17 protein-coding genes and 1 riboswitch are annotated in these 19,339 nt (G+C 48.7%); of the genes, 10 read left to right on the top strand and 7 right to left on the bottom strand.

Features of this window, described 5'->3' with window-relative positions; translation table 11 throughout:
• The first annotated feature begins 91 nt into the window (after positions 1-91).
• Positions 92-1,198 carry a YheC/YheD family endospore coat-associated protein gene (locus ACFSUC_RS03145; RefSeq protein WP_379928012.1) on the top strand — a complete coding sequence of 369 codons (1,107 nt, stop codon included), beginning with the start codon at positions 92-94 and terminating at the stop codon, positions 1,196-1,198.
• A 175-nt stretch (positions 1,199-1,373) separates the two neighbouring features.
• On the opposite strand, the gene ACFSUC_RS03150 is transcribed toward ACFSUC_RS03145, so the two are convergent.
• Positions 1,374-1,544: a hypothetical protein gene (locus ACFSUC_RS03150; RefSeq protein WP_379928013.1), complete on the bottom strand. Its 171-nt coding sequence runs from the start codon at positions 1,542-1,544 to the stop codon at positions 1,374-1,376.
• A 224-nt stretch (positions 1,545-1,768) separates the two neighbouring features.
• Here ACFSUC_RS03150 and ACFSUC_RS03155 point away from each other — a divergent pair, with 224 nt between their 5' ends.
• The gene (locus tag ACFSUC_RS03155; RefSeq protein WP_379928014.1) at positions 1,769-2,497 is read left to right on the top strand and encodes a Crp/Fnr family transcriptional regulator; all 729 of its coding nucleotides are present in this window, start codon (positions 1,769-1,771) and stop codon (positions 2,495-2,497) included.
• A 235-nt stretch (positions 2,498-2,732) separates the two neighbouring features.
• Complete coding sequence (locus ACFSUC_RS03160) at positions 2,733-4,268, top strand: GNAT family N-acetyltransferase (RefSeq protein WP_379928015.1); 1,536 nt, start codon at positions 2,733-2,735, stop codon at positions 4,266-4,268.
• Positions 4,269-4,428: 160 nt separating this feature from the next.
• On the opposite strand, the gene ACFSUC_RS03165 is transcribed toward ACFSUC_RS03160, so the two are convergent.
• Together ACFSUC_RS03165 and ACFSUC_RS03170 are read right to left on the bottom strand one after the other, a co-directional pair.
• Positions 4,429-4,680, bottom strand: coding sequence for a DUF2164 domain-containing protein (locus tag ACFSUC_RS03165; protein WP_379928016.1), 252 nt, complete (start codon positions 4,678-4,680; stop codon positions 4,429-4,431).
• Between the two features lie 20 nt (positions 4,681-4,700).
• A complete protein-coding gene (locus tag ACFSUC_RS03170) occupies positions 4,701-5,192 on the bottom strand; it encodes a GNAT family N-acetyltransferase (protein ID WP_379928017.1) in 492 nt (163 codons plus the stop codon).
• A 265-nt stretch (positions 5,193-5,457) separates the two neighbouring features.
• Here ACFSUC_RS03170 and ACFSUC_RS03175 point away from each other — a divergent pair, with 265 nt between their 5' ends.
• Both ACFSUC_RS03175 and ACFSUC_RS03180 read left to right on the top strand, forming a co-directional pair.
• The gene (locus ACFSUC_RS03175; RefSeq protein WP_379928018.1) at positions 5,458-6,288 is read left to right on the top strand and encodes a DUF4397 domain-containing protein; all 831 of its coding nucleotides are present in this window, start codon (positions 5,458-5,460) and stop codon (positions 6,286-6,288) included.
• A 4-nt stretch (positions 6,289-6,292) separates the two neighbouring features.
• Positions 6,293-7,045, top strand: coding sequence for a class F sortase (locus ACFSUC_RS03180; RefSeq protein ID WP_379928020.1), 753 nt, complete (start codon positions 6,293-6,295; stop codon positions 7,043-7,045).
• 325 nt (positions 7,046-7,370) lie between these two features.
• Here ACFSUC_RS03180 and ACFSUC_RS03185 read toward each other — a convergent pair whose 3' ends face one another.
• The 4 genes from ACFSUC_RS03185 to adhE form a co-directional block, all read right to left on the bottom strand.
• Positions 7,371-7,865, bottom strand: a complete 495-nt coding sequence (locus ACFSUC_RS03185; RefSeq protein WP_379928182.1) for an RDD family protein — start codon at positions 7,863-7,865, stop codon at positions 7,371-7,373.
• A 206-nt stretch (positions 7,866-8,071) separates the two neighbouring features.
• Positions 8,072-8,815 (bottom strand): pyruvate formate-lyase-activating protein, encoded by a 744-nt coding sequence (gene pflA, locus ACFSUC_RS03190; protein WP_379928022.1) that lies wholly within the window; start codon positions 8,813-8,815, stop codon positions 8,072-8,074.
• 925 nt (positions 8,816-9,740) lie between these two features.
• On the bottom strand, positions 9,741-12,011 hold the full coding sequence (pflB, locus tag ACFSUC_RS03195) for a formate C-acetyltransferase (protein ID WP_379928023.1): 2,271 nt from the start codon (positions 12,009-12,011) through the stop codon (positions 9,741-9,743).
• 221 nt (positions 12,012-12,232) lie between these two features.
• Positions 12,233-14,839, bottom strand: a complete 2,607-nt coding sequence (adhE, locus tag ACFSUC_RS03200) for a bifunctional acetaldehyde-CoA/alcohol dehydrogenase (protein ID WP_379928024.1) — start codon at positions 14,837-14,839, stop codon at positions 12,233-12,235.
• 380 nt (positions 14,840-15,219) lie between these two features.
• Positions 15,220-15,331, top strand: a riboswitch (TPP riboswitch).
• A 139-nt stretch (positions 15,332-15,470) separates the two neighbouring features.
• Between adhE and ACFSUC_RS03205 the strand changes: the two genes are divergently transcribed.
• Genes ACFSUC_RS03205 through ACFSUC_RS03225 form a run of 5 tightly spaced genes read left to right on the top strand, consistent with a single transcriptional unit; the run spans position 15,471 to position 19,328 of the window.
• Positions 15,471-16,577 carry an ABC transporter substrate-binding protein gene (locus tag ACFSUC_RS03205; RefSeq protein WP_379928183.1) on the top strand — a complete coding sequence of 369 codons (1,107 nt, stop codon included), beginning with the start codon at positions 15,471-15,473 and terminating at the stop codon, positions 16,575-16,577.
• Between the two features lie 18 nt (positions 16,578-16,595).
• The gene (locus ACFSUC_RS03210; RefSeq protein ID WP_379928025.1) at positions 16,596-16,886 is read left to right on the top strand and encodes an MTH1187 family thiamine-binding protein; all 291 of its coding nucleotides are present in this window, start codon (positions 16,596-16,598) and stop codon (positions 16,884-16,886) included.
• A complete protein-coding gene (locus ACFSUC_RS03215) occupies positions 16,883-17,668 on the top strand; it encodes an ABC transporter permease (RefSeq protein ID WP_379928026.1) in 786 nt (261 codons plus the stop codon). Before ACFSUC_RS03210 ends, ACFSUC_RS03215 begins: the two co-directional genes overlap by 4 nt.
• A gap of 38 nt (positions 17,669-17,706) precedes the next feature.
• Positions 17,707-18,489 carry an ABC transporter ATP-binding protein gene (locus tag ACFSUC_RS03220; protein WP_379928028.1) on the top strand — a complete coding sequence of 261 codons (783 nt, stop codon included), beginning with the start codon at positions 17,707-17,709 and terminating at the stop codon, positions 18,487-18,489.
• Positions 18,486-19,328 carry a TatD family hydrolase gene (locus tag ACFSUC_RS03225; RefSeq protein WP_379928030.1) on the top strand — a complete coding sequence of 281 codons (843 nt, stop codon included), beginning with the start codon at positions 18,486-18,488 and terminating at the stop codon, positions 19,326-19,328. Before ACFSUC_RS03220 ends, ACFSUC_RS03225 begins: the two co-directional genes overlap by 4 nt.
• The last annotated feature ends 11 nt before the right edge of the window (positions 19,329-19,339 follow it).

Consider the following 19,339-nt stretch of genomic DNA (forward strand, 5'->3'; position numbering starts at 1 on the left):
AAAGTTAGGTTCTTACCTAACCGCACCCGTCCACACCAGTTGGAATTTCTGGACGTATTTTAAAGGAGCACCCTGAGAGGAGAGTGAACACATGGAGTCCCCGCACATCGGCATACTGTTAAACTCCTCTATGTTTCGTCAGATTCCTTCGGGAAAGACCAAACATGAGAAAATTGAATTTTATGAAGAAGCGGGACAGCAGCATCAGGTCACACTCTGTTATTTCAGACTGAGAGACGTAGATTTCAAACACAAACAGGTACTGGCCTGGATCAAAATAAACAATCGCTATACCCAGCGAAAAATACCCATCCCGCGCGTCATTCACAATCGCGGCATGTATTTCAAGCGAACGTCCTTCCAGAAAATCAGTCAACTCATTCAGCAGGGTCACATCGTGTTCAACCGCCATACCCGCTACACCAAGCTGCAAATCCATCGATTGCTGCTCAAGCATGCCGACCTGCACCCTCACCTGCCGGAAACAAGCCTGCTCACTCACGCCAGCCTGCGGCAATTTCTCGCCAAATATGGTTCTGTGATCATCAAGCCTAACAGCGGCAGCATCGGGATTGGCATTTCCAAGATCGAACGCAGAGGCAGAAAGTGGTGGATTACGCATACCTCCAAACGCCCGCGCAGAAAAGCCATTCGCGGCAAGCTCTACTCGACACCACAGGTGTACAGATTGTTTGCCAGACGAATCCGCTCCCACAAGTTCGTTGTCCAGCAGACACTGCCACTCGCGTTGTATCAGGGCCGACCGTTTGATCTTCGGGTATCTGTACAGCGGGACGCCACGGGAAAATGGATCATGACAGGACTGGTCGGGAAGGCGGCAGCCAAAGAAAAATTCGTGACCAATGTCGCACAAGGCGGCACGGTCTATGCACTGGAAGAGCTGCTGCGTGATCTGCCAGAGCTGAAGGAATCCGAGGTGCGCGAGCGTATTCAAGCCTTCTCGTTGAAAATCGCGGAGTGTTTAAGTACCCACCTGCCTGGTCTGGCGGACATCGGGCTGGATATCGGCATCAATGCCCAAGGGCTCCCTCTGTTTATTGAATGCAATGGGAGAGATTTGCGATACAGTTTTTTGAAAGGAAATATGATGGAGGAATGGAAGGCCACCTACGCGAACCCGATTGCCTATAGCCGTTATCTGGTGGATACCCTGTCTTCCGAGAAACCGTCATCTTGACCCATGGGGCGTCAGCCCCTTTTGCCTCTTGCGATTCGTCCTCCAATACAAGTCTGCCTACACATAATAGAAAGCGCCTGCTGCTGGCAGACGCTTTCTACTTTCGCTTACTATTCTTTGCGCTCTAGTGTTGGTCGAGCCACCCTTTTTGGGCTCTATTCTCTACTTCCCTTTCTTATCCATCTTTTTTCTTATCCATCGTTTTCAGTCGATGGCTGGACTCCGTCGTTCTCGCATTGCTGGAAGAAGAAGCATCCAGGGAATCCTTTTGATTGAGATGGGCCAGTTCGTTATAGCTGGGACGCAGCCGGACAACTTTTTTTCTCGCACTTCTTTTGCGTTTCATAGGGGCTCCTTTCTTCGTACGCTTTTAGTGCTAATGTATTCCTGTGCGGATCACATCGTACCCGTATCCCGACAATTCCCGCATCTGCCTACCCTTTTACAGAACAGGTTTTCATAGATCATTCATCGATCATTCATAGACATAAAAGATTTTTGTAAAGAATCATTACAGAAGCTTCAAATGTGTTAAAATAGTCATATCCATCTTCAAGAAGGAGGAATAGCATGTCTGTCAATTGTGCTGTTACTCAAGTGACGAGCGAAACCAATCAGATACGGCGTTTCCTGAATGATCGACAGTTCGAGAAACTGGAAACGATTATGACACAAGTCCACTACAAAGAAGGCTCGCGACTGTTCTGGGAAGATGAGCCCGCCGATAAATTATTTTATATTGCCAAAGGTCATGTAAAAGTGACGAAAATGACCGATGAGGGGCGGGAAATGATCCTTTATTTCCTGCAGGAAGGTGACATGTTCGGTGAGATCGGGGGGCTGAGCGAGGTTAATTTCAGCTTCTCTGGTGAAGCACTGGTGGATTCCGTCGTGGAGGTCATTACGCTGACCGATCTCGAACAGATGATCAGCGGGGACGGTGAATTTGCCGTTCAGTTCATCAAATGGATGGGCGTACTGCAGCGCACAACCGAGTCAAAATTCCGTGACTTGCTGTTGTTCGGGAAGACCGGCGCACTGGCCTCGACCTTGATTCGCCTCTGCAACTCTTACGGGAAAATGACCGAAGAGGGTATTGAAATTGAACTGAAACTTACGAATACCGACCTGGCCAACATTATTGGAACGGCCCGGGAAAGCGTTAATCGGTTGCTGAAGGAATACAAGGACAAGGGCGTCATGACCATCGATCATGGCAAAATCATCGTACACGACCTCGCCTACTTGCGAGAGATCGTTCATTGTCCGAATTGCCCGGATGAAATTTGTCGCATGTAAGATTGTTTTCGCTAGACCGCAGCATCTGGTTTGCCAGGTGCTGTTTTTGTATGAAAGGAAAGTTTCAGGAGAACGATGATTGTGACAGACATGTACGCGGAGAGGCGCACAGAGCGGAGAGACACAGAGAGAAATGAGCAACAGATGCCTTTGTTTTGGCGCCCGCCATAACGGGTAAAAGATATGTCATACGTATGTACAAAAACTGGATCTATACATAAAAGGAGCTGCCAATATGTCCAAGCTGGATATTTCTCAATTTGAAAAAAAGATGGTTATCCGAACGATTCAGGCCGAAGATATCGATGATATTCTGGCCCTTCAGCAAATCTGCTTTCCCGGCATGGTTCCCTGGAAACGCGAACACTTGCTCAGCCATATTGACATTTTTCCGGAGGGACAATTTTGTGTGGAGTATGATGGCAAAATCATCGGCTCCTGTGCCAGTCTGATTGTCAATTTCGATGAATATGATGATCACCATACGTGGGATGACATCACGGACGGGGGCTATATAACGAATCATAATCCCGATGGATACAACCTGTACGGCATCGAGGTCATGGTCGATCCGGAATATCGCAGAATGAAGATCGGTCGAAGGCTGTATGAAGCGCGCAAGGATCTGGCACGTGAGATGAATCTGAAAAGCATCATCATTGGAGGGCGTATCCCGAATTTTCACAAGTACAGTGAAACCATGTCTCCGCGTGAATATGTAGAGGAAGTATCGCACCATAATATCTATGATCCCGTTCTGACATTTCAGCTGATGAACGGATTTACGCTGATGCGGATCAATCCCAACTATTTACCTGACGATGCGGCCTCACAGCAATATGCTACCTTGATGGAATGGAACAACATTGACTTTCAGGCCCAGACCAAGCGCCATCTTCGAACCGCGCTTCCCGTACGCATCTGTGTCATTCAGTACATGATGAAAAGTATTGCTTCGTTCGATGAATTTGCCAAGCAGGTTGAATATTATACCAGCGTCGCTTCAGACAACCAGTCTGATTTTGCTGTCTTTCCGGAAATCTTCACCACCCAACTAATGTCCTTTCATGAAGAGAAAACCCCAAGCCGTGCGATCCGCAGGCTGACCGAATATACCGAAGACTATATTCAGCTGTTCACTCATTTGGCATTGAAATACAATGTGAATATCATTGGCGGCTCTCACTTTGTGGAGGAAGATGACCGCATTTATAATATTGCCTATCTGTTCCGCAGAGACGGAACCATTGAGAAGCAGTACAAGATTCATATTACGCCAAATGAACGCAAATACTGGGGGATCAGTCCTGGTGATGAGGTAAAAGTATTTGACACAGATTGTGGGAAAATCAATATTCAAATTTGCTATGACGTGGAATTTCCTGAAATCTCCCGGATCGCGGTAGACAAGGGAGCGAAGATCATCTTCACGCCTTTCTGCACCGATGACCGTCAAGGATATTTGAGGGTTCGTTACTGCGCACAGGCCAGAGCGATCGAGAATCAAGTATACACTGTCATTGCGGGAACGGTGGGCAACCTGTCCCAGGTTGTCAATATGGACATCCAATATGCTCAATCCGGCATTTTTACGCCGTCTGACTTTGAATTTGCCCGTGACGGAATTGTTGGGGAATGTCATCCGAATATCGAGACGGTGGTCGTCGGTGACGTCGATCTGGAAAAAATTAGTCGTCAGCGCAAATCGGGTACGGTTCGCCAGCTAAGAGATCGTCGCAGGGACCTGTACCGCATTCACTACCGTTTGTAAAAACAGAGCTGATGGCAATAACACATTTGTTTATAAAAGCAGAGCCTGTCTCTTGCAACTAAATAGGCTATCACCCCAATCCTGCTCTGTGCGAGATGCATGGAGCAGGATAAGGCCATCTTGTGGAGCACCCCCGCCATTCTCCATGGCAGCGGGTGCTCTATCTGCTGGGCTGAATCGTTTTCTTCAACGAGGCCAGATCCTCGTCGAGCATCGTCATTCTTTCCAGCATCAGTTTGCCTGCATCATGAATAGCCTGATTATACACATACGGCGTCAGCAGCTTGAGCATGAAATCCATCCATTGTTCCGCTGCCAAATCCCCGATGGTTTCTCCTCTTTCCCTATCAAAAAATTCCTTCACTTCTTCTACGATCATCTCTTTTTGTTCTCTTGTCAGCGATGGTTGCATGTTGCTCTCCTCCATTCGACTTATTCAGATTTTTCCAGGTCCTCAGTTGCGGGAAGCGTATGCTTTTTCTCCATATGTACAAACTGTAGACGAGCCGTCACCACTTCCTCGGACACCTGCTTGTAATTCAGTTTCTCGTAGAGATAGATATTTTTGTGATTATGCTTTCCTGTGAACAGTTTCAGCTTATATCCTGCTGGACAAGTCTGTTCAATAGCCCGCATCAGTCTCTGTCCAAGCCCCTCATTTTGTATGGACGGATCTACGATCAATTTCGCGATGACGTACGTCTCGTCCTGAACCGAGGCCCTTACAGAACCCACTATACGTCCCTCCTTGCATGCCACGATACACAGGCTGGTCTTCATCTCCCGTTCAAGCTCTTCCAAGCTCTGCGTCATGGGCTGAATCGTGTTATCCTGCAAGAAATCCGCCTCTATCTGAAAGGCTGTTCGCTGTAGCGCCAGAATCGATGGATAGTCCGTATAAATCGCTTCTCGGAGTGTAATCAACTACCTTCCCCTCTCAATCCCATCTAGATGCAAACGATTCGTTGCTTCATGCCTGTCTGATGCCGATACCACATTATACCAGACCTCTTGAACAGGCCCAACCCTCTACAATCAACAAAAATATTGTACAATCATTATACATACACTTGACAAAGTATATTACAACTCGGTATAGTAAGAATGGAATTGCGGCATAATGAGTCAGATAAGTAGGTTGCAGTTCAAAGAACGTCCAAAAAAAACAGGAAAGAAGGTTGAAGAAAAAATGTTCAAAAGATTACTAGTATTCGCACTTGTCCTGATGATGGTTGTTCCGGTGACTTCTGCTTTTGCAGAGGGAGAAGAAGCAATGGTCAGAGTCGTTCATGCTTCACCAGATGCACCTGAGGTGGATGTTTATGTGGATGGTAATGCCGTGTTGACCAAGGTTCCTTACAAAACAGCAAGCCAATACTTAGCCTTGCCTGCTGGTTCTCATGAAGTGAAAGTCTACGCTTCTTCAGCGAATGGTTCCGGTGATCCGGTTATCGCCGCTACACTGGATCTGGCTGCAGGACAAAAATATACAGTAGCTGCTGTCGGAAAGCTGGCAGAGATTGCGCCAGTCGTTCTGAATGATGCTACTTCCGTTTCCAACGGAAAAGCAAAAGTACGTTTCGTCCATGCATCTCCAGATGCCCCTGCCGTTGATGTCGCCCTTAAAGGCGGAGACGCGGTATTCGCCAATGCTTCCTTCAAAGATGCTGCCGACTATATGGAACTGGATCCAGGCACGCTGGATCTTGAAGTAAGACCTGCCGGAGACAGCAGCACTGTCGTTCTCCCGCTTCCAGGTGTCACGTTTGAAGCCAATACCGCCTATACGGTCATGGCAATTGGTCTAGCCAACGGAACACCATCTCTGGAAGCATGGCCGCTTGTCGATGTGATGGCTGAAATGCCTGATGCCATGCCTAAAACGGGAATGGGTGGTGCTAGTCCAGTCGCAGAGGAACAAAATGGCGTTTCTGTGTGGGCATGGGCAGCTGGTCTGATCCTGGTCTCTTCGGCCATGGTACTGTACACCGTTCGTCGTCGCGTATCTCAACAACGCTAAGATCATGGCTTCCAACCATAAACTAGGCTATTTTATCGGGATTACAGGGCTGCTCATTGGTGCAGCCCTCCTCCTGTTTTCACTGGCTTCACGGGCGGGAGAAGTGCAAGGTCCTGTTCAGTCATCCGAATCGCCACCGGTGGAAAGACAACAGGGGACCGGTCAGAGAGAGATGACTGAGATGATAGACTCTACAGACTCGGCAGAGTTGGGAGAGTTAGGAGAAAAGGGGCAGGAACCTGCTCTGCCAGAAACGTCTGTGTCTCCATCTGCCCCGCGAAATACGAAGCGTACCCAGCCTGTCGCCTTGCAAGGGATCGAGCCGACCAGGCTGTCTATTCCCGCCATTGAGGTCGATACCGATATCGTTCCGGTGGGCATTAACGACAAAGGGGAAATGGATGTCCCCCCAACGAGTGAACAGGTCGGATGGTTTGAATATGGAGCGAAGCCTGGAGAGAGCGGAAGTGCCGTGCTTGATGGTCACGTGGATCACAAAGACGGTCCGGCCGTATTCTTTGACTTGAAGAAACTGGAGGCAGGAGACGAAATTTTTGTCTATGACGCATCGGGTCAGTCCAGATCGTTTGTTGTCGATCGGGTGGTTGCCTATCCGTATGATGAAGCACCGCTCGAGGAAATTTTCGGATGGAGCAGCCAATCCCGTCTCCATCTCATTACTTGTACGGGCACGTACAGCAAAAAAACCGACAATCACGACCAGCGACTTGTCGTCTATGCCACACTGAAATCATGATCTATTCGCTTATACACCGAAAAAGCCATCTCAACCGGACTACTGCAATCTTGACTGCAATGACGTCCTGTTAGATGGCTTTTTTATATCTGAATTGAATGCAATCCAATGATACATGATTGAGTGAAGCTTTGATCAAAGAAACGATCAAGCTATTTCGTCATATCCTCAAACAAGCCGTGAGAGAAGAAGGAGAAGTGGATATAGCTGAGCCCGAATTTGATCTGGAAGTTATGTATCTATCTAGCTCATAACGATATGGTTGCTTATGTAATCAGATTTGATAGTTCCATACATATTTGAGCTATGAGGCATGTAGAACCTTTCATCTATTCCACTCGGAATCGGAATGAGGAACATAAATAACGTCAGTTTTCGCAATGCGGTCATGCAAGCAACGTTGATCTTCTCCAAAAATCATCAAGATGTTGATGATTGCATAGAAAGGGACATAACCAAGCAAGACTTGGGCAACGATAACTCGCAGGAATACGACTCTGTAAAAGCCGATTTTGTCATCGTCGTATTGACTGACCACCTGGATACCCAGACACAACTTTCCGATCGTCTGCCCCCTTGTAGAAGACAAATAGATCTGAACGATCACAAACATCAACACCCAGCTAATAATGACCGTCAAAAATAACTCTTCACTCCACCGACTCCCTATCATAACTATTAAAAAAAATGAGACAATATAAAAAGCGGCATCGAGCAAGTGCGCTAAGAGCCTCCTTGATTTGGAGGATAATAGCTTATCCTTTCCTTCCACATACTTGACATATTTATTGCTCAGTTCTGTAACACGATCTGGCTCCATCTCGTACACGGTATACACACATCCCTTATCATGATTTGAAAGTATAAATTCATCTTTATTTCACAATACTTATTAACTTTTGTAGAGTGTGTATGTTTTTTTCTTTTTTTATTCCATTTTACTGATCCGATCCTGACGACAAAAAGCTGAACTCAAGTAGTGGCTACTCAAGTTCAGCTCTTGGTGAATGTGTATTGGCTTTCCCTCTACTCTTGCTGTGAAGGCAGGGTGTGATGACGTTCTGCTTCAATAATTGCATAGGCTCGTTCCACAGACGCTTTGGAAGGTGGCTCCACATCGTGCAGGGTATAAGGTCTGCCTAGCTGCTCCCATTTATACACGCCCATTTGATGATAAGGCAGCAGTTCCACTTTTTCGACATGCTTCAGTGAGCCGATAAAAGCCCCTAAATGTCGTAAATGTTCTTCATCATCGGTCCAGCCTGGCACCAGAACGTGTCGAATCCACATGGGATTTCCCTGATCGGATGCGAAACGGGCAAAGCGGTGGATGCGTTCATTGCTCTGGGACGTAATATCTACGTGACGCTCTGCATCCATGTGCTTGATATCCAACAGAATCAGATCGGTGACGCTCAACAATTCCTTGGCATGCTCCGGTTCGCAAAATCCTGAGCTGTCTAGCGCAGTATGCAAACCGAAACGCTCCTTACAGGCCTGAAACAGCTGCGCCACAAATGGCGCTTGCAACGTTGGCTCTCCGCCAGTTACCGTGATGCCACCGCCTGAAAACTTGTAATAGTCTACGTATGGTTCAATCTCTGCGAGCACTTCCTCTACTGTCATTTGCTTGCCACAACTGGTATCCCAGGTGTCCGGATTATGACAATATCGGCATTGAAGTGCGCAGCCTTGCAGGAATAGCACAAAGCGGATGCCAGGACCATCAAGTGTGCCAAAGGTTTCCATGGAGTGTATACGGCCTTTCATGTGTGCTCATCCCCTTTTTTCCTGTCTCTCCCTAACTTCTATACCCTATCTATGCATCCCTGTCTCTCAAACTCACTTTTTTGATTCTATGCTTTATGTTTGACTCTCTATCTTTTTAATATCATATTCTAATGTCTGTCTGTCCATCTTTGTCTTCACTCTGGGCTTATTGCTTGCCTTTTACAGCTTTTATATCCTTGCTCAAGCAACCGTTCCATTCCCCTTTAACATCTCTCTCTATCTGCATACAGATTCGATGTAAGTCATGATGCTGTTGCCTGTCTGTGTACATCTCTCAACCTCTGCCGAATGACGTTTAACCTTCATCCAGGACATTAAAAAATGGGGACTGACGTATTTCACAAAAAGAGTTCATTGCAATGCGGATGGGAAGGAGTAGCACGCAGTCCCCAATTTCATATTTTTACCGAACTCTTCCGCCCTTCCCGGCGGAGAGAGAATGGAATCAGGCGACATTTGCGATCCACAGCAAGAGGAGCCTGAGCCTTTCTCTCGCACTCCCACCGCACTCCCTGGGAGAGAGAATGGAGTCAGGCGACATTTGCGCCTCACAGCAAGAAGAGTCTGAGCCTTTCTCTCGGGCTCCCCACCCTCCCCGGCGGAGAGAGAATGGAATCAGGCGACATTTGCGATCCACAGCAAGAGGAGCCTGAGCCTTTCTCTCGGACTCCCACCGCACTCCCCGGCGGAGAGAGAAAGGAGTCAGGCGACATTTACGCTCCACAGCAAGAGGAGCCTGGGTCTTTGGCGGAGAGAGAAAGGAGTCAGGCGACATTTACGCTCCACAGCAAGAGGAGCCTGGGTCTTTCTCTCGGGCTCCCCACCCTCCCCGGCGGAGAGAGAATGGAATCAGGCGACATTTGCGCTTCACAGCAAGAGAAGCCTGAGCCTTTCTCTCGGAGCCTTACATGTTCCCGTGGAACGTCCGGTTTATGACATCAAGTTGCTGTTCACGGGTAAGCTTGATGAAGTTTACCGCATATCCGGATACGCGAACCGTCAATTGCGGATAATTTTCCGGATGATTCATGGCATCGATCAGTTGATCGCGGTCAAACACATTGACGTTCAGGTGATGTCCCTGGTGTCTGGCATAGCCGTCCAGCATTGCCACCAGGTTATCTACCCGGTTGTCTTCGTCTCGTCCGAGTGCCTTCGGAATGATCGAGAAGGTGTTGGAGATGCCGTCCAGACTGTGCTCATACGGCAGTTTGGCAACGGAGTTCAGGGAAGCGAGTGCACCCTTCTTGTCTCGGCCATGCATCGGGTTCGCACCTGGCGCAAACGGCTCTCCTGCCTTGCGTCCGTCTGGTGTCGTACCGGTTTTCTTGCCGTACACCACATTTGACGTAATCGTCAGAATGGACATGGTCGGCAAGGCATTGCGGTACGTTTTGTGCTTGCGCAGCTTGTTCATGAAGCTTTCCACGATGTCCTTGGCGATCTGGTCAACCCGATCATCGTTGTTGCCGTATTGCGGGAAGTCTCCTTCGATTTCGAAATCAACCGCGATCCCTTGTTCATTGCGAATCGGCTTCACTTTCGCGTATTTGATGGCACTGAGGGAATCCGCGACGACGGACAATCCGGCGATACCGCAAGCCATCGTACGAAGCACTTCCTTGTCATGCAGAGCCATTTCAATCCGCTCGTAAGAATATTTATCATGCATAAAGTGAATGACATTCAGCGTGTTCATGTAAAGCTGGGCCAGCCACTCCATCATATCGTCAAAACGGGCCATGACTTCCTTGTATTCCAGCACATCTGCCTTGATCGGTACAAATGTCGGACCGACCTGGGCGCCTGACTTCTCATCGACCCCACCGTTGATCGCATAGAGCAGCGCCTTGGCGAGATTCGCACGGGCACCGAAGAACTGCATCTGCTTGCCGATACGCATCGCGGATACACAGCAGGCAATGCCGTAGTCATCCCCGTAATGCGGACGCATCAGATCATCGTTCTCATACTGAATGGAGCTGGTTTCAATCGATACCTTCGCACAGAAGCGCTTGAATCCTTCCGGCAGCTGATTGGACCACAGCACCGTGAGATTCGGTTCTGGCGCCGGACCGAGATTTTGAAGCGTGTGCAGGAAACGGAAGGAGTTCTTCGTTACGCGCGTTTGACCATTCAGGGCCATACCGCCGATGGACTCCGTTACCCAGGTCGGGTCGCCGCTGAACAGCTCATTGTAGTCTGGTGTGCGCAGGAATTTGACAATGCGCAGCTTCATTACAAAATGATCAACCAGTTCTTGCGCTTCTTCCTCTGTCAGCGTCCCTTCTGCCACATCCCGTTCAATATAAATGTCCAAGAAGCTGGATACACGACCCAAGCTCATCGCGGCACCGTTTTGCTCCTTGATCGCAGCGAGATAGGAGAAATACAACCACTGGAACGCTTCCTTCGCTGTTTCCGCAGGACGGGAAATGTCATAGCCATATTCAGCCGCCATTTGCTTTAGTTCATTCAGCGCACGAATCTGTTCCGAGATTTCTTCGCGGTCCCGAATGACTTCTTCACTCATCGAGCCGACTTCAAGCAGCTTGAGATCTGCTTTCTTGGCTTTCACCAAATAATCCAGTCCGTACAAGGCGGTGCGGCGGTAGTCCCCGATAATCCGGCCGCGACCGTAAGCATCTGGCAGACCGGTAATAATGCCTGCTTTTCTTGCGGCTCTCATCTCTGTGGTATAAGCGTCAAATACACCCTGGTTATGCGTTTTGCGAACATCGGTGAACAGGCGAATCATTTCCTCTGGCAATTCAAATCCATAGGCTTTACACGCATCAACCATCATGCGAATGCCGCCAAATGGTTGAATCGACCGCTTGAACGGCTCATCGGTCTGCAATCCCACGACCTGCTCCAAATCTTTTTCAATATAGCCTGCCTTGTGCGACACGATCGTTGAAACGGTATCGACATCGACATCCAGAACGCCGCCGTTGGCTCTCTCCAGCTTGGATAGTTCGGAAATGCGCTCCCACAGCTTTTTCGTCGCTTCGGTTGCCCCGGCAAGAAATTGATCGTCACCCTCATATGGGCTGATGTTTCGGTCTAGAAAATCCTTCACATCGACCTGATTCATCCATTTTCCGAATGCAAAACCTCTCCAAGGATCTCTGCTCTCACTTTGACGTTTGACTTCACTTTCCACCACTGACATGAAAAAGCACCTCCACTCAAGGTTCAAGATAGAGCGGGGAAGCCTGCCATTCAGGCCGTTGCACCCTCTCTAAGCTTGTTCATACTGATTTCTTCCTGTTCATCCTGTTGCTGTTGTTCTGTCTATGGTTTCAAAACTAGATAACGCTTCTGATAAAAGGGGGGCTTTCGGAAACAAAGTTTCCGAAAGCCTGATCCGGTCAACCTATTGCATCTTGATGATTAAAACTTTCCATAGAAAGCATTGCGGTACACATCAGCCAGCTCTGTGACAAGCGGCAATCTTGGGTTGGCCGTTGTACATTGATCCTCAAATGCACGGTCAGCCAGGTAATCGACTTTTCCTTCAAATTCTTTGGCATCGAATCCAAGATCCTGGAATTTCTCTTCAATACCCAGTGCCTTGTTCAGCTTGCGAATCGCATCAATCAGGCTGTTAACCCCTTCTTCGGTTGTCTTGGCTGGAAGTCCAAGAACGCGAGCGATTTCGGCATAGCGCTTGTCGGCCACGAAATGGTCATATTTCGGGAACGAAGCGAACTTCGTAGGCTTGGAAGAGTTATAGCGAATGACATGCGGCATCAGGATCGCGTTGGTGCGTCCATGTGCAGTATGGTATTCAGCTCCCCATTTATGCGCCAAGCTGTGGTTGATTCCGAGGAATGCATTGGCGAAGGCCATCCCCGCAATCGTGGAAGCATTATGCATTTTCTCACGGGACAACGCGCTGCCTGTCTTGTAAGATTCTTCGAGATATTCGAATACGAGCTGGATGGCTTTCATCGCCAAACCGTCGGTGTAATCATTCGCCATGACGGAAACATAAGCTTCAATGGCATGGGTCAATACGTCCATACCGGTATCAGCTACTGCACGCTGTGGCAAGCTCAATACGTAATCCGGATCGATGATTGCCACATCTGGTGTCAACTCATAGTCAGCCAGCGGATACTTGGTGTTTCCAACGGTTTTGTCTGTAATAACAGCGAAGGAAGTCACTTCGGAACCTGTACCGGAAGTCGTTGGAATCGCAACGAATTTCGCTTTTTGTCCGAGTCGCGGATATTTGTATACCCGTTTACGGATATCCAGGAACTTTTGCTTCAGGTCTTGGAAGTTGGTATCCGGATATTCATAGAACAACCACATGGCTTTCGCAGCATCCATCGGAGATCCGCCACCAATGGTGATAATGCAATCCGGCTGGAACTGGCGCATCATTTCGGTTCCGCGTTCCACGGTCGTCACAGATGGATCCGGCTCTACATCGCTGAAGACTTCAATCGCAACTGGATTCTGACGCTTGCGCAGATAGTATTCGACTCTCTCTACATAGCCCAGTTTTACCATCATCGGATCGGTTACGATCATGACACGAGTGATGTCCGGCATTTTGGCGAGATATTGGGTAGATCCTTTTTCAAAGTAGACTTTGTTCGGAATTTTGAACCATTGCATGTTCACTGTACGATACGCTACGCGTTTCACGTTAATGAGATTCACCGCCGTTACGTTGGATGTTGTGGAATTGTGACCATAAGAACCGCAGCCCAGTGTCAGGGAAGGCAAGTTCGTGTTGTAGATGTCACCAATTGCACCGTGCGTAGACGGGGAGTTAATGATAATACGTCCAGTTTGCAGACGCTTGGAGAAGGCATCGATGACAGCCTGATCGTTGGAGTGGATAACCGAAGAGTGACCCATTCCGCCAAACTGTACGATTTCAGCGGCCCGCTCGATTCCCTGCTCTGCGGTCTTCACTTTATAGCAAGCCAGTACCGGGCTCAGTTTCTCTGCAGACAACGGGAATTTCTCACCCACGCCCTGCAATTCCGCAATTAGCACTTTTGTCGTTTCCGGAACCTTTACGCCAGCCATTTCTGCGATTTTATGCGCCGGCTGACCCACAATCACGCCATTGACGGCACAGGAATCTTTCTTGATAACCAGACCGCTTACTTTTTCTGTTTCCTCTTTGTTCAGGAAGTAGCAGCCATGCTCTTGCAGCAATTTCTTCGCCTGATTGTAAATTGGCTCTTCCAGAATGACTGCCTGCTCAGATGCACAGATCATCCCGTTGTCAAACGTTTTGGACAGTACCAGATCGGTTGTAGCCTGTTCAATGTTGGCTGTCTTTTCAATGAAGCATGGTACGTTACCAGGACCAACACCGAGAGCCGGCTTACCTGTGCTGTATGCGGATTTCACCATGCCTGATCCACCTGTTGCCAGAACCAGTGCAGTATCGGCATGATTCATCAAGTATTGCGTCGCTTCCAGGGAAGGAACCTCTACCCATTGAATGATATGTTCTGGCGCTCCTGCTTTCACTGCTGCTTCATAAACCGTTTTTGCGGCTTCAGCGCTACATTTTTGAGCAGATGGATGGAAAGCAAAGATAATCGGGTTTCTTGTTTTTGCAGAGATCAGGGATTTAAACATCGTGGTCGATGTCGGGTTCGTTACCGGCGTTACCCCTGCAACGATCCCAACTGGCTCCGCAACCTGCTTGTAGTTCTCATATGGATTGTCAGCAATGACGCCAACGGTTTTGTCATATTTAATGCTGTGGTAAATATATTCTGTAGCAAAGATGTTTTTGGTGATCTTGTCTTCATAAACGCCGCGACCCGTTTCGGTAACAGCCATTTTGGCCAGTTCCATGTGACGATCAAGACCTGCGAGCGCCATTTGTTTGACGATCTCGTCAACCTGCTCCTGATCCAGCTTCATGAATTCTTCCAGGGCCTTCTTTGCATTATTCATCAACACATCGACTTGCTTCTGAGCTGTTTGTTGCTCGTTTGCTTTTTTCTCTGTCACATTCATGTTCTCCGCCTCCTATTGGATAATCGAACGCTCACATCATGGTGCGTGTTCTTTATGACTCTATCTTAGTTTTTTTTCGATGGACTCACTATGACAATTGTCACAACGCCTGAACGCAAACGCGTGATTGTGTGTCTTTTTTGTGAAAACTTTCACAAAGTATGGGAGGTCTTTCCCTTACTGCTGCACCTTGATCACGATTTGTCATTTCATTTTATGATATGAACATCCGAAACTTTGTTAATTGTAATCCTCCAGGCCGGGAAACACTGTGAGCTGACTCACATGAACTGAGAACGAAACGTGACGACTGGTAGACATCCGCTGATTTTGTCGATATAATGGTAACGAAATCTTCAAAAGGTGCATATCACCATATACGATACATGCGGGGGTGCTGGAATTGGCCGGCTGAGAATCGTGTCCCTTTAAGACACATACCCTTCACCTGATCTGGGTAATGCCAGCGTAGGGAGCGAAGCCTGTTATTAATCATGACTGTTTTCAAACACAATCGTGAGGCGCTTCCTGCGGGAGGCGTCTTTTTTGTATGGTGATCTATGTGTTTTTCGTGTCAAGATTTTATGTATGCATACCTATATAGATAAAGGAGAGAATTCAACTAATGAACATGATGACAAAACGATCCGGTATTCTAATGCTGATTGCGGTCCTGATGCTGTCCCTGCTCGCCGCATGCGGACAAGGCAACAACGAGAATGGAGAGGCAACCAATACGCAGTCTGAGAACCAGAACGAGGCCGCGGCTAATGGCCATAACGATGAAGAAAACACTGACTCCGCCACAGATTCAAATGAGAAGAAAGAGAAACAAAAGGTAACCGTTGTCCTCGACTGGACACCGAATACGAATCATACCGGTCTCTATGTCGCGCAAGCGAATGAATATTATGAAGAAGCCGGACTCGAGGTTGAGATCATCCAGCCTGGCGATGCTGGTGCTGCGAATCTTGTAGCGGCCGGTCAGGCAGATTTCGGTGTCAGCTACCAGGAGGAAGTCACCTATGCACGGACAGGAAGCGAGCTGCCAATCGTATCGATTGCCGCTGTTATTCAGCACAACACTTCCGGCTTTGCCGCTCCGGTAGAGAAAAATATCAAATCACCAAAAGACTTTGAAGGCAAAACCTACGGAGGCTGGGGCAGTCCAGTTGAAGAACAGGTAATGGATTCCCTCATGCGCACAGAAGGTGCGGATGTAAGCAAGGTAGATTTCATTTCACTTGGCGACAGCGACTTTTTCGCTGCCACGGAGCGCGATATTGATTTTGCATGGATTTTCTATGCTTGGACGGGCATTGAGGCCGAACTTCGCGGCAAATCCATTGACATGATTTATTTGCAGGACTATGCAGAAGAACTGGATTATTATACGCCAGTGCTGATCACCAACGAAAATCTCATTGCCGAGCAACCTGAACTGGTCCAATCTTTCATGAACGCAACAACCGAAGGCTATGAGTTCGCCATGCGTGAACCGGACAAAGCCGCTGAGATTCTGATTGAAGCTGAACCTGAGCTGAACGCAGAGCTTGTCAAAGCCAGTCAAGAGTGGCTCGCAGATCAATACCAGGCGGACGCACCGCGCTGGGGTGAACAGAAAGAATCCGTTTGGAACAACTATACTCAGTGGATGCTAGACAATGAACTGCTGGAAAAGCCGATGGATATCAGCAAAGCGTATACCAACGACTTTTTGCCTGCACAGGGTGAATAACGAGAGGAGCATGTCACCATGGCTAACGCACTTGTAAGTATTCAGATTATCCCGAAAACGAAGGATGGCGAGGATGTCATCCCCTATGTAGACAGAGCGATCGAAATCATCCATCAGTCCGGTATTAAATATGAAGTCCACCCGCTGGAAACGACGATGGAAGGTGAGCTTTCAGATTGTATGAACATTATCCAGCGCATGAACGAAGCGATGATTGAAATGGGATCGCCGAACGTGATTTCCCAGGTCAAGATTTATTACAATCCTGAAGGAGCATCCATGGATGTGCTGACGGAGAAATATCGATGAAGAAATGGAAAAAGGGATTGCAAAAAGGATGGCCAGCATGCACAGCGGCCATCCTTCTCCTTATGTGCTGGGAATGGGGCATTCGGCTCGACTGGATTTCTGTTCCTTCCTATATACTGCCTATGCCCAGTGAAATCGGGGTCACATTTGTTCAGGATTTTGGCACGCTCATGGAGAAGACAGGAAACACTGTGAAGCGGGTGCTGATCGGGTTTGCCATTGGCTCAGGGATCGGCATCACGACCGCGGTGCTGATGCATCTGATTCCGTTTACCCATCGGCTGCTATACCCGTACCTGATTGTATCGCAGAATATTCCCATCATCGCGCTGGCCCCGCTGCTGGCCATCTGGTTCGGATTCAATCAGGCACCCCATCTCATTATTATTACGCTGGTCTGTTTTTTTCCGGTCGCGATTTCCGGCCTGAGCGGATTTGCCCAAACGGATCGCATGATGCTGTCGTATATGCGCATGTCTGGCGCCAGTCGCTGGCAATTCTTCACCAAGCTCGAATTCCCATACGGTCTGCCCAGTCTCTTCTCCGGACTTAAAATCTCTTCTACGTACAGTGTAATGGGCGCCGTATTTGCTGAATGGTCTGCAGCAGGCAGACAGCAGGGAATCGCCGCCTACATGAAAATCTCCCAGTCGGGCTTTCAGGTCGATCGTGTGTTTGTCTGTTTCTTCATTATTGTATTGCTCAGCCTGCTGATGATTAGCCTGATCAAGGGAATCGAAGCGGTCACGCTGAAATGGAAGCATTCTGAGCCGAATGTATAGCCTCTTCGTCCGACGACTTATAAAGGAAGTGAACTCCGATGACTGAATCTGACTCCCATGCCCTCTTACGCATCGGGCAGCTCTCCCATCAATTTCAAATGGATCGGGAAAACACACCTGTACTGCAAGACATTCAACTTCACATTCAGAAGGGTGAATTCATTACCCTGCTCGGTCCTTCCGGCTGCGGAAAAAGTACGCTCTTTCAAATCATCGGCGGATTGATTCGTCCCGTCACGGGCGAGGTAATGATTCAAGGAGAGGCCTCCACTGGCAAGAGCGGTCATATCAGCTATATGCCTCAGCAGCCCGCTTTGCTGCCCTGGCGATCGGTGCTGGACAATGTACTGCTTGCGGCAGAAATTTCTGGTACAGCCGGCAGTGAGGCGCGTTCGCGAGCCAGTGAATGGCTGAAACAGGCCGGACTCGCCGAATATGAGCAGCACTATCCCCATCAACTCTCCGGTGGAATGCAACAGCGGGTTGCCTTTGTCAGAGCCTTGATGAGCCCGCAGGAATTGATGCTGCTGGACGAACCGTTCTCCGCGCTTGACGCGATGACCCGTCAGGAGATGCAGCAATGGCTGATCCGTATCTGGGAAGTCCATCGCAGAACGATACTCTTCATTACTCACAGTATAGATGAAGCCCTGTTTCTCTCTGATCGTATCTATGTCATGTCAGCAAGACCTGGCCGAATCATCGAAGAGCTGAAGGTGCCTTTCTCCAGACCGAGAACCGACGAACTGGTTCTGGACCCTGATTTTGCTGCCCACAAACATCGTCTCTATCAACGCCTGAAAGGAGAACCGACCGCATGAAAGCCAAAGTCATTGACAGCCACGTCCATCTGGATATGTACACAGATGATGAACTCGACCGCATCCTGAAAGAAGGCAAAGCAGAACAGGTGGATGCCTGGATCACGGTCTCCAAGGATATGGAAAGCTGCAAACGCAATCTTGCGATTGCACAGGCTCACCCTGATCTCGTTTTTCCGTGCTTTGGGCTGCATCCCGAGCAGTCGCTTCCTGGCGACGAGGCGCAGTCGGACCTGCTGCAATGGATGCGTGAGCATCAGCATGTCGCAGCCGCCATCGGAGAGGTAGGCCTTCCCTACTTTCTTCGCATGGAGAAGCAGGGCCGGGGAGAAGCCTTTAGCGAAGAGCCCTATCTGGAATGGCTGGAAGCGTGTATCCGTCTGGCCGCTGAATGCCAGCTGCCACTGGCGCTGCATGCCGTATACGAAGATGCTGACCAAGTCTGTGACCTGCTGGAGAAGCACTCCATTCAGCGTGCACATTTTCACTGGTACAAGGGCAGTAAGAAAACGACGGAACGCATGCTGCAAAATGGCTATATGATCTCCTTCAATCCGGAGGTTTGCTATGAAGACAGCGCAGCAAGCAGTGTTCGGGCCTATTCGCCGGATCACCTCATGCTGGAGACGGATGGTCCATGGCCTTTTGAACAAGCTTTCGCGGGACATATGACGGCTCCCTGGATGCTTCATGCAGCCATAGATACCGGAGCAGAAATACTAGGCATGCACAAGCAAGAATTGTACAAAAAACTGCATTTCAACACACGTCAATTTTACTTGTCATCGCGATCAAAGTGGATGACATCGACACGGTCTTGTGATAACATGTTGCCATAGTGCAACACCCA

This window comes from Marinicrinis sediminis (genome assembly GCF_042685085.1).
GTDB classification, from domain to species: Bacteria; Bacillota; Bacilli; order Paenibacillales; family KCTC-33676; genus Marinicrinis; species Marinicrinis sediminis.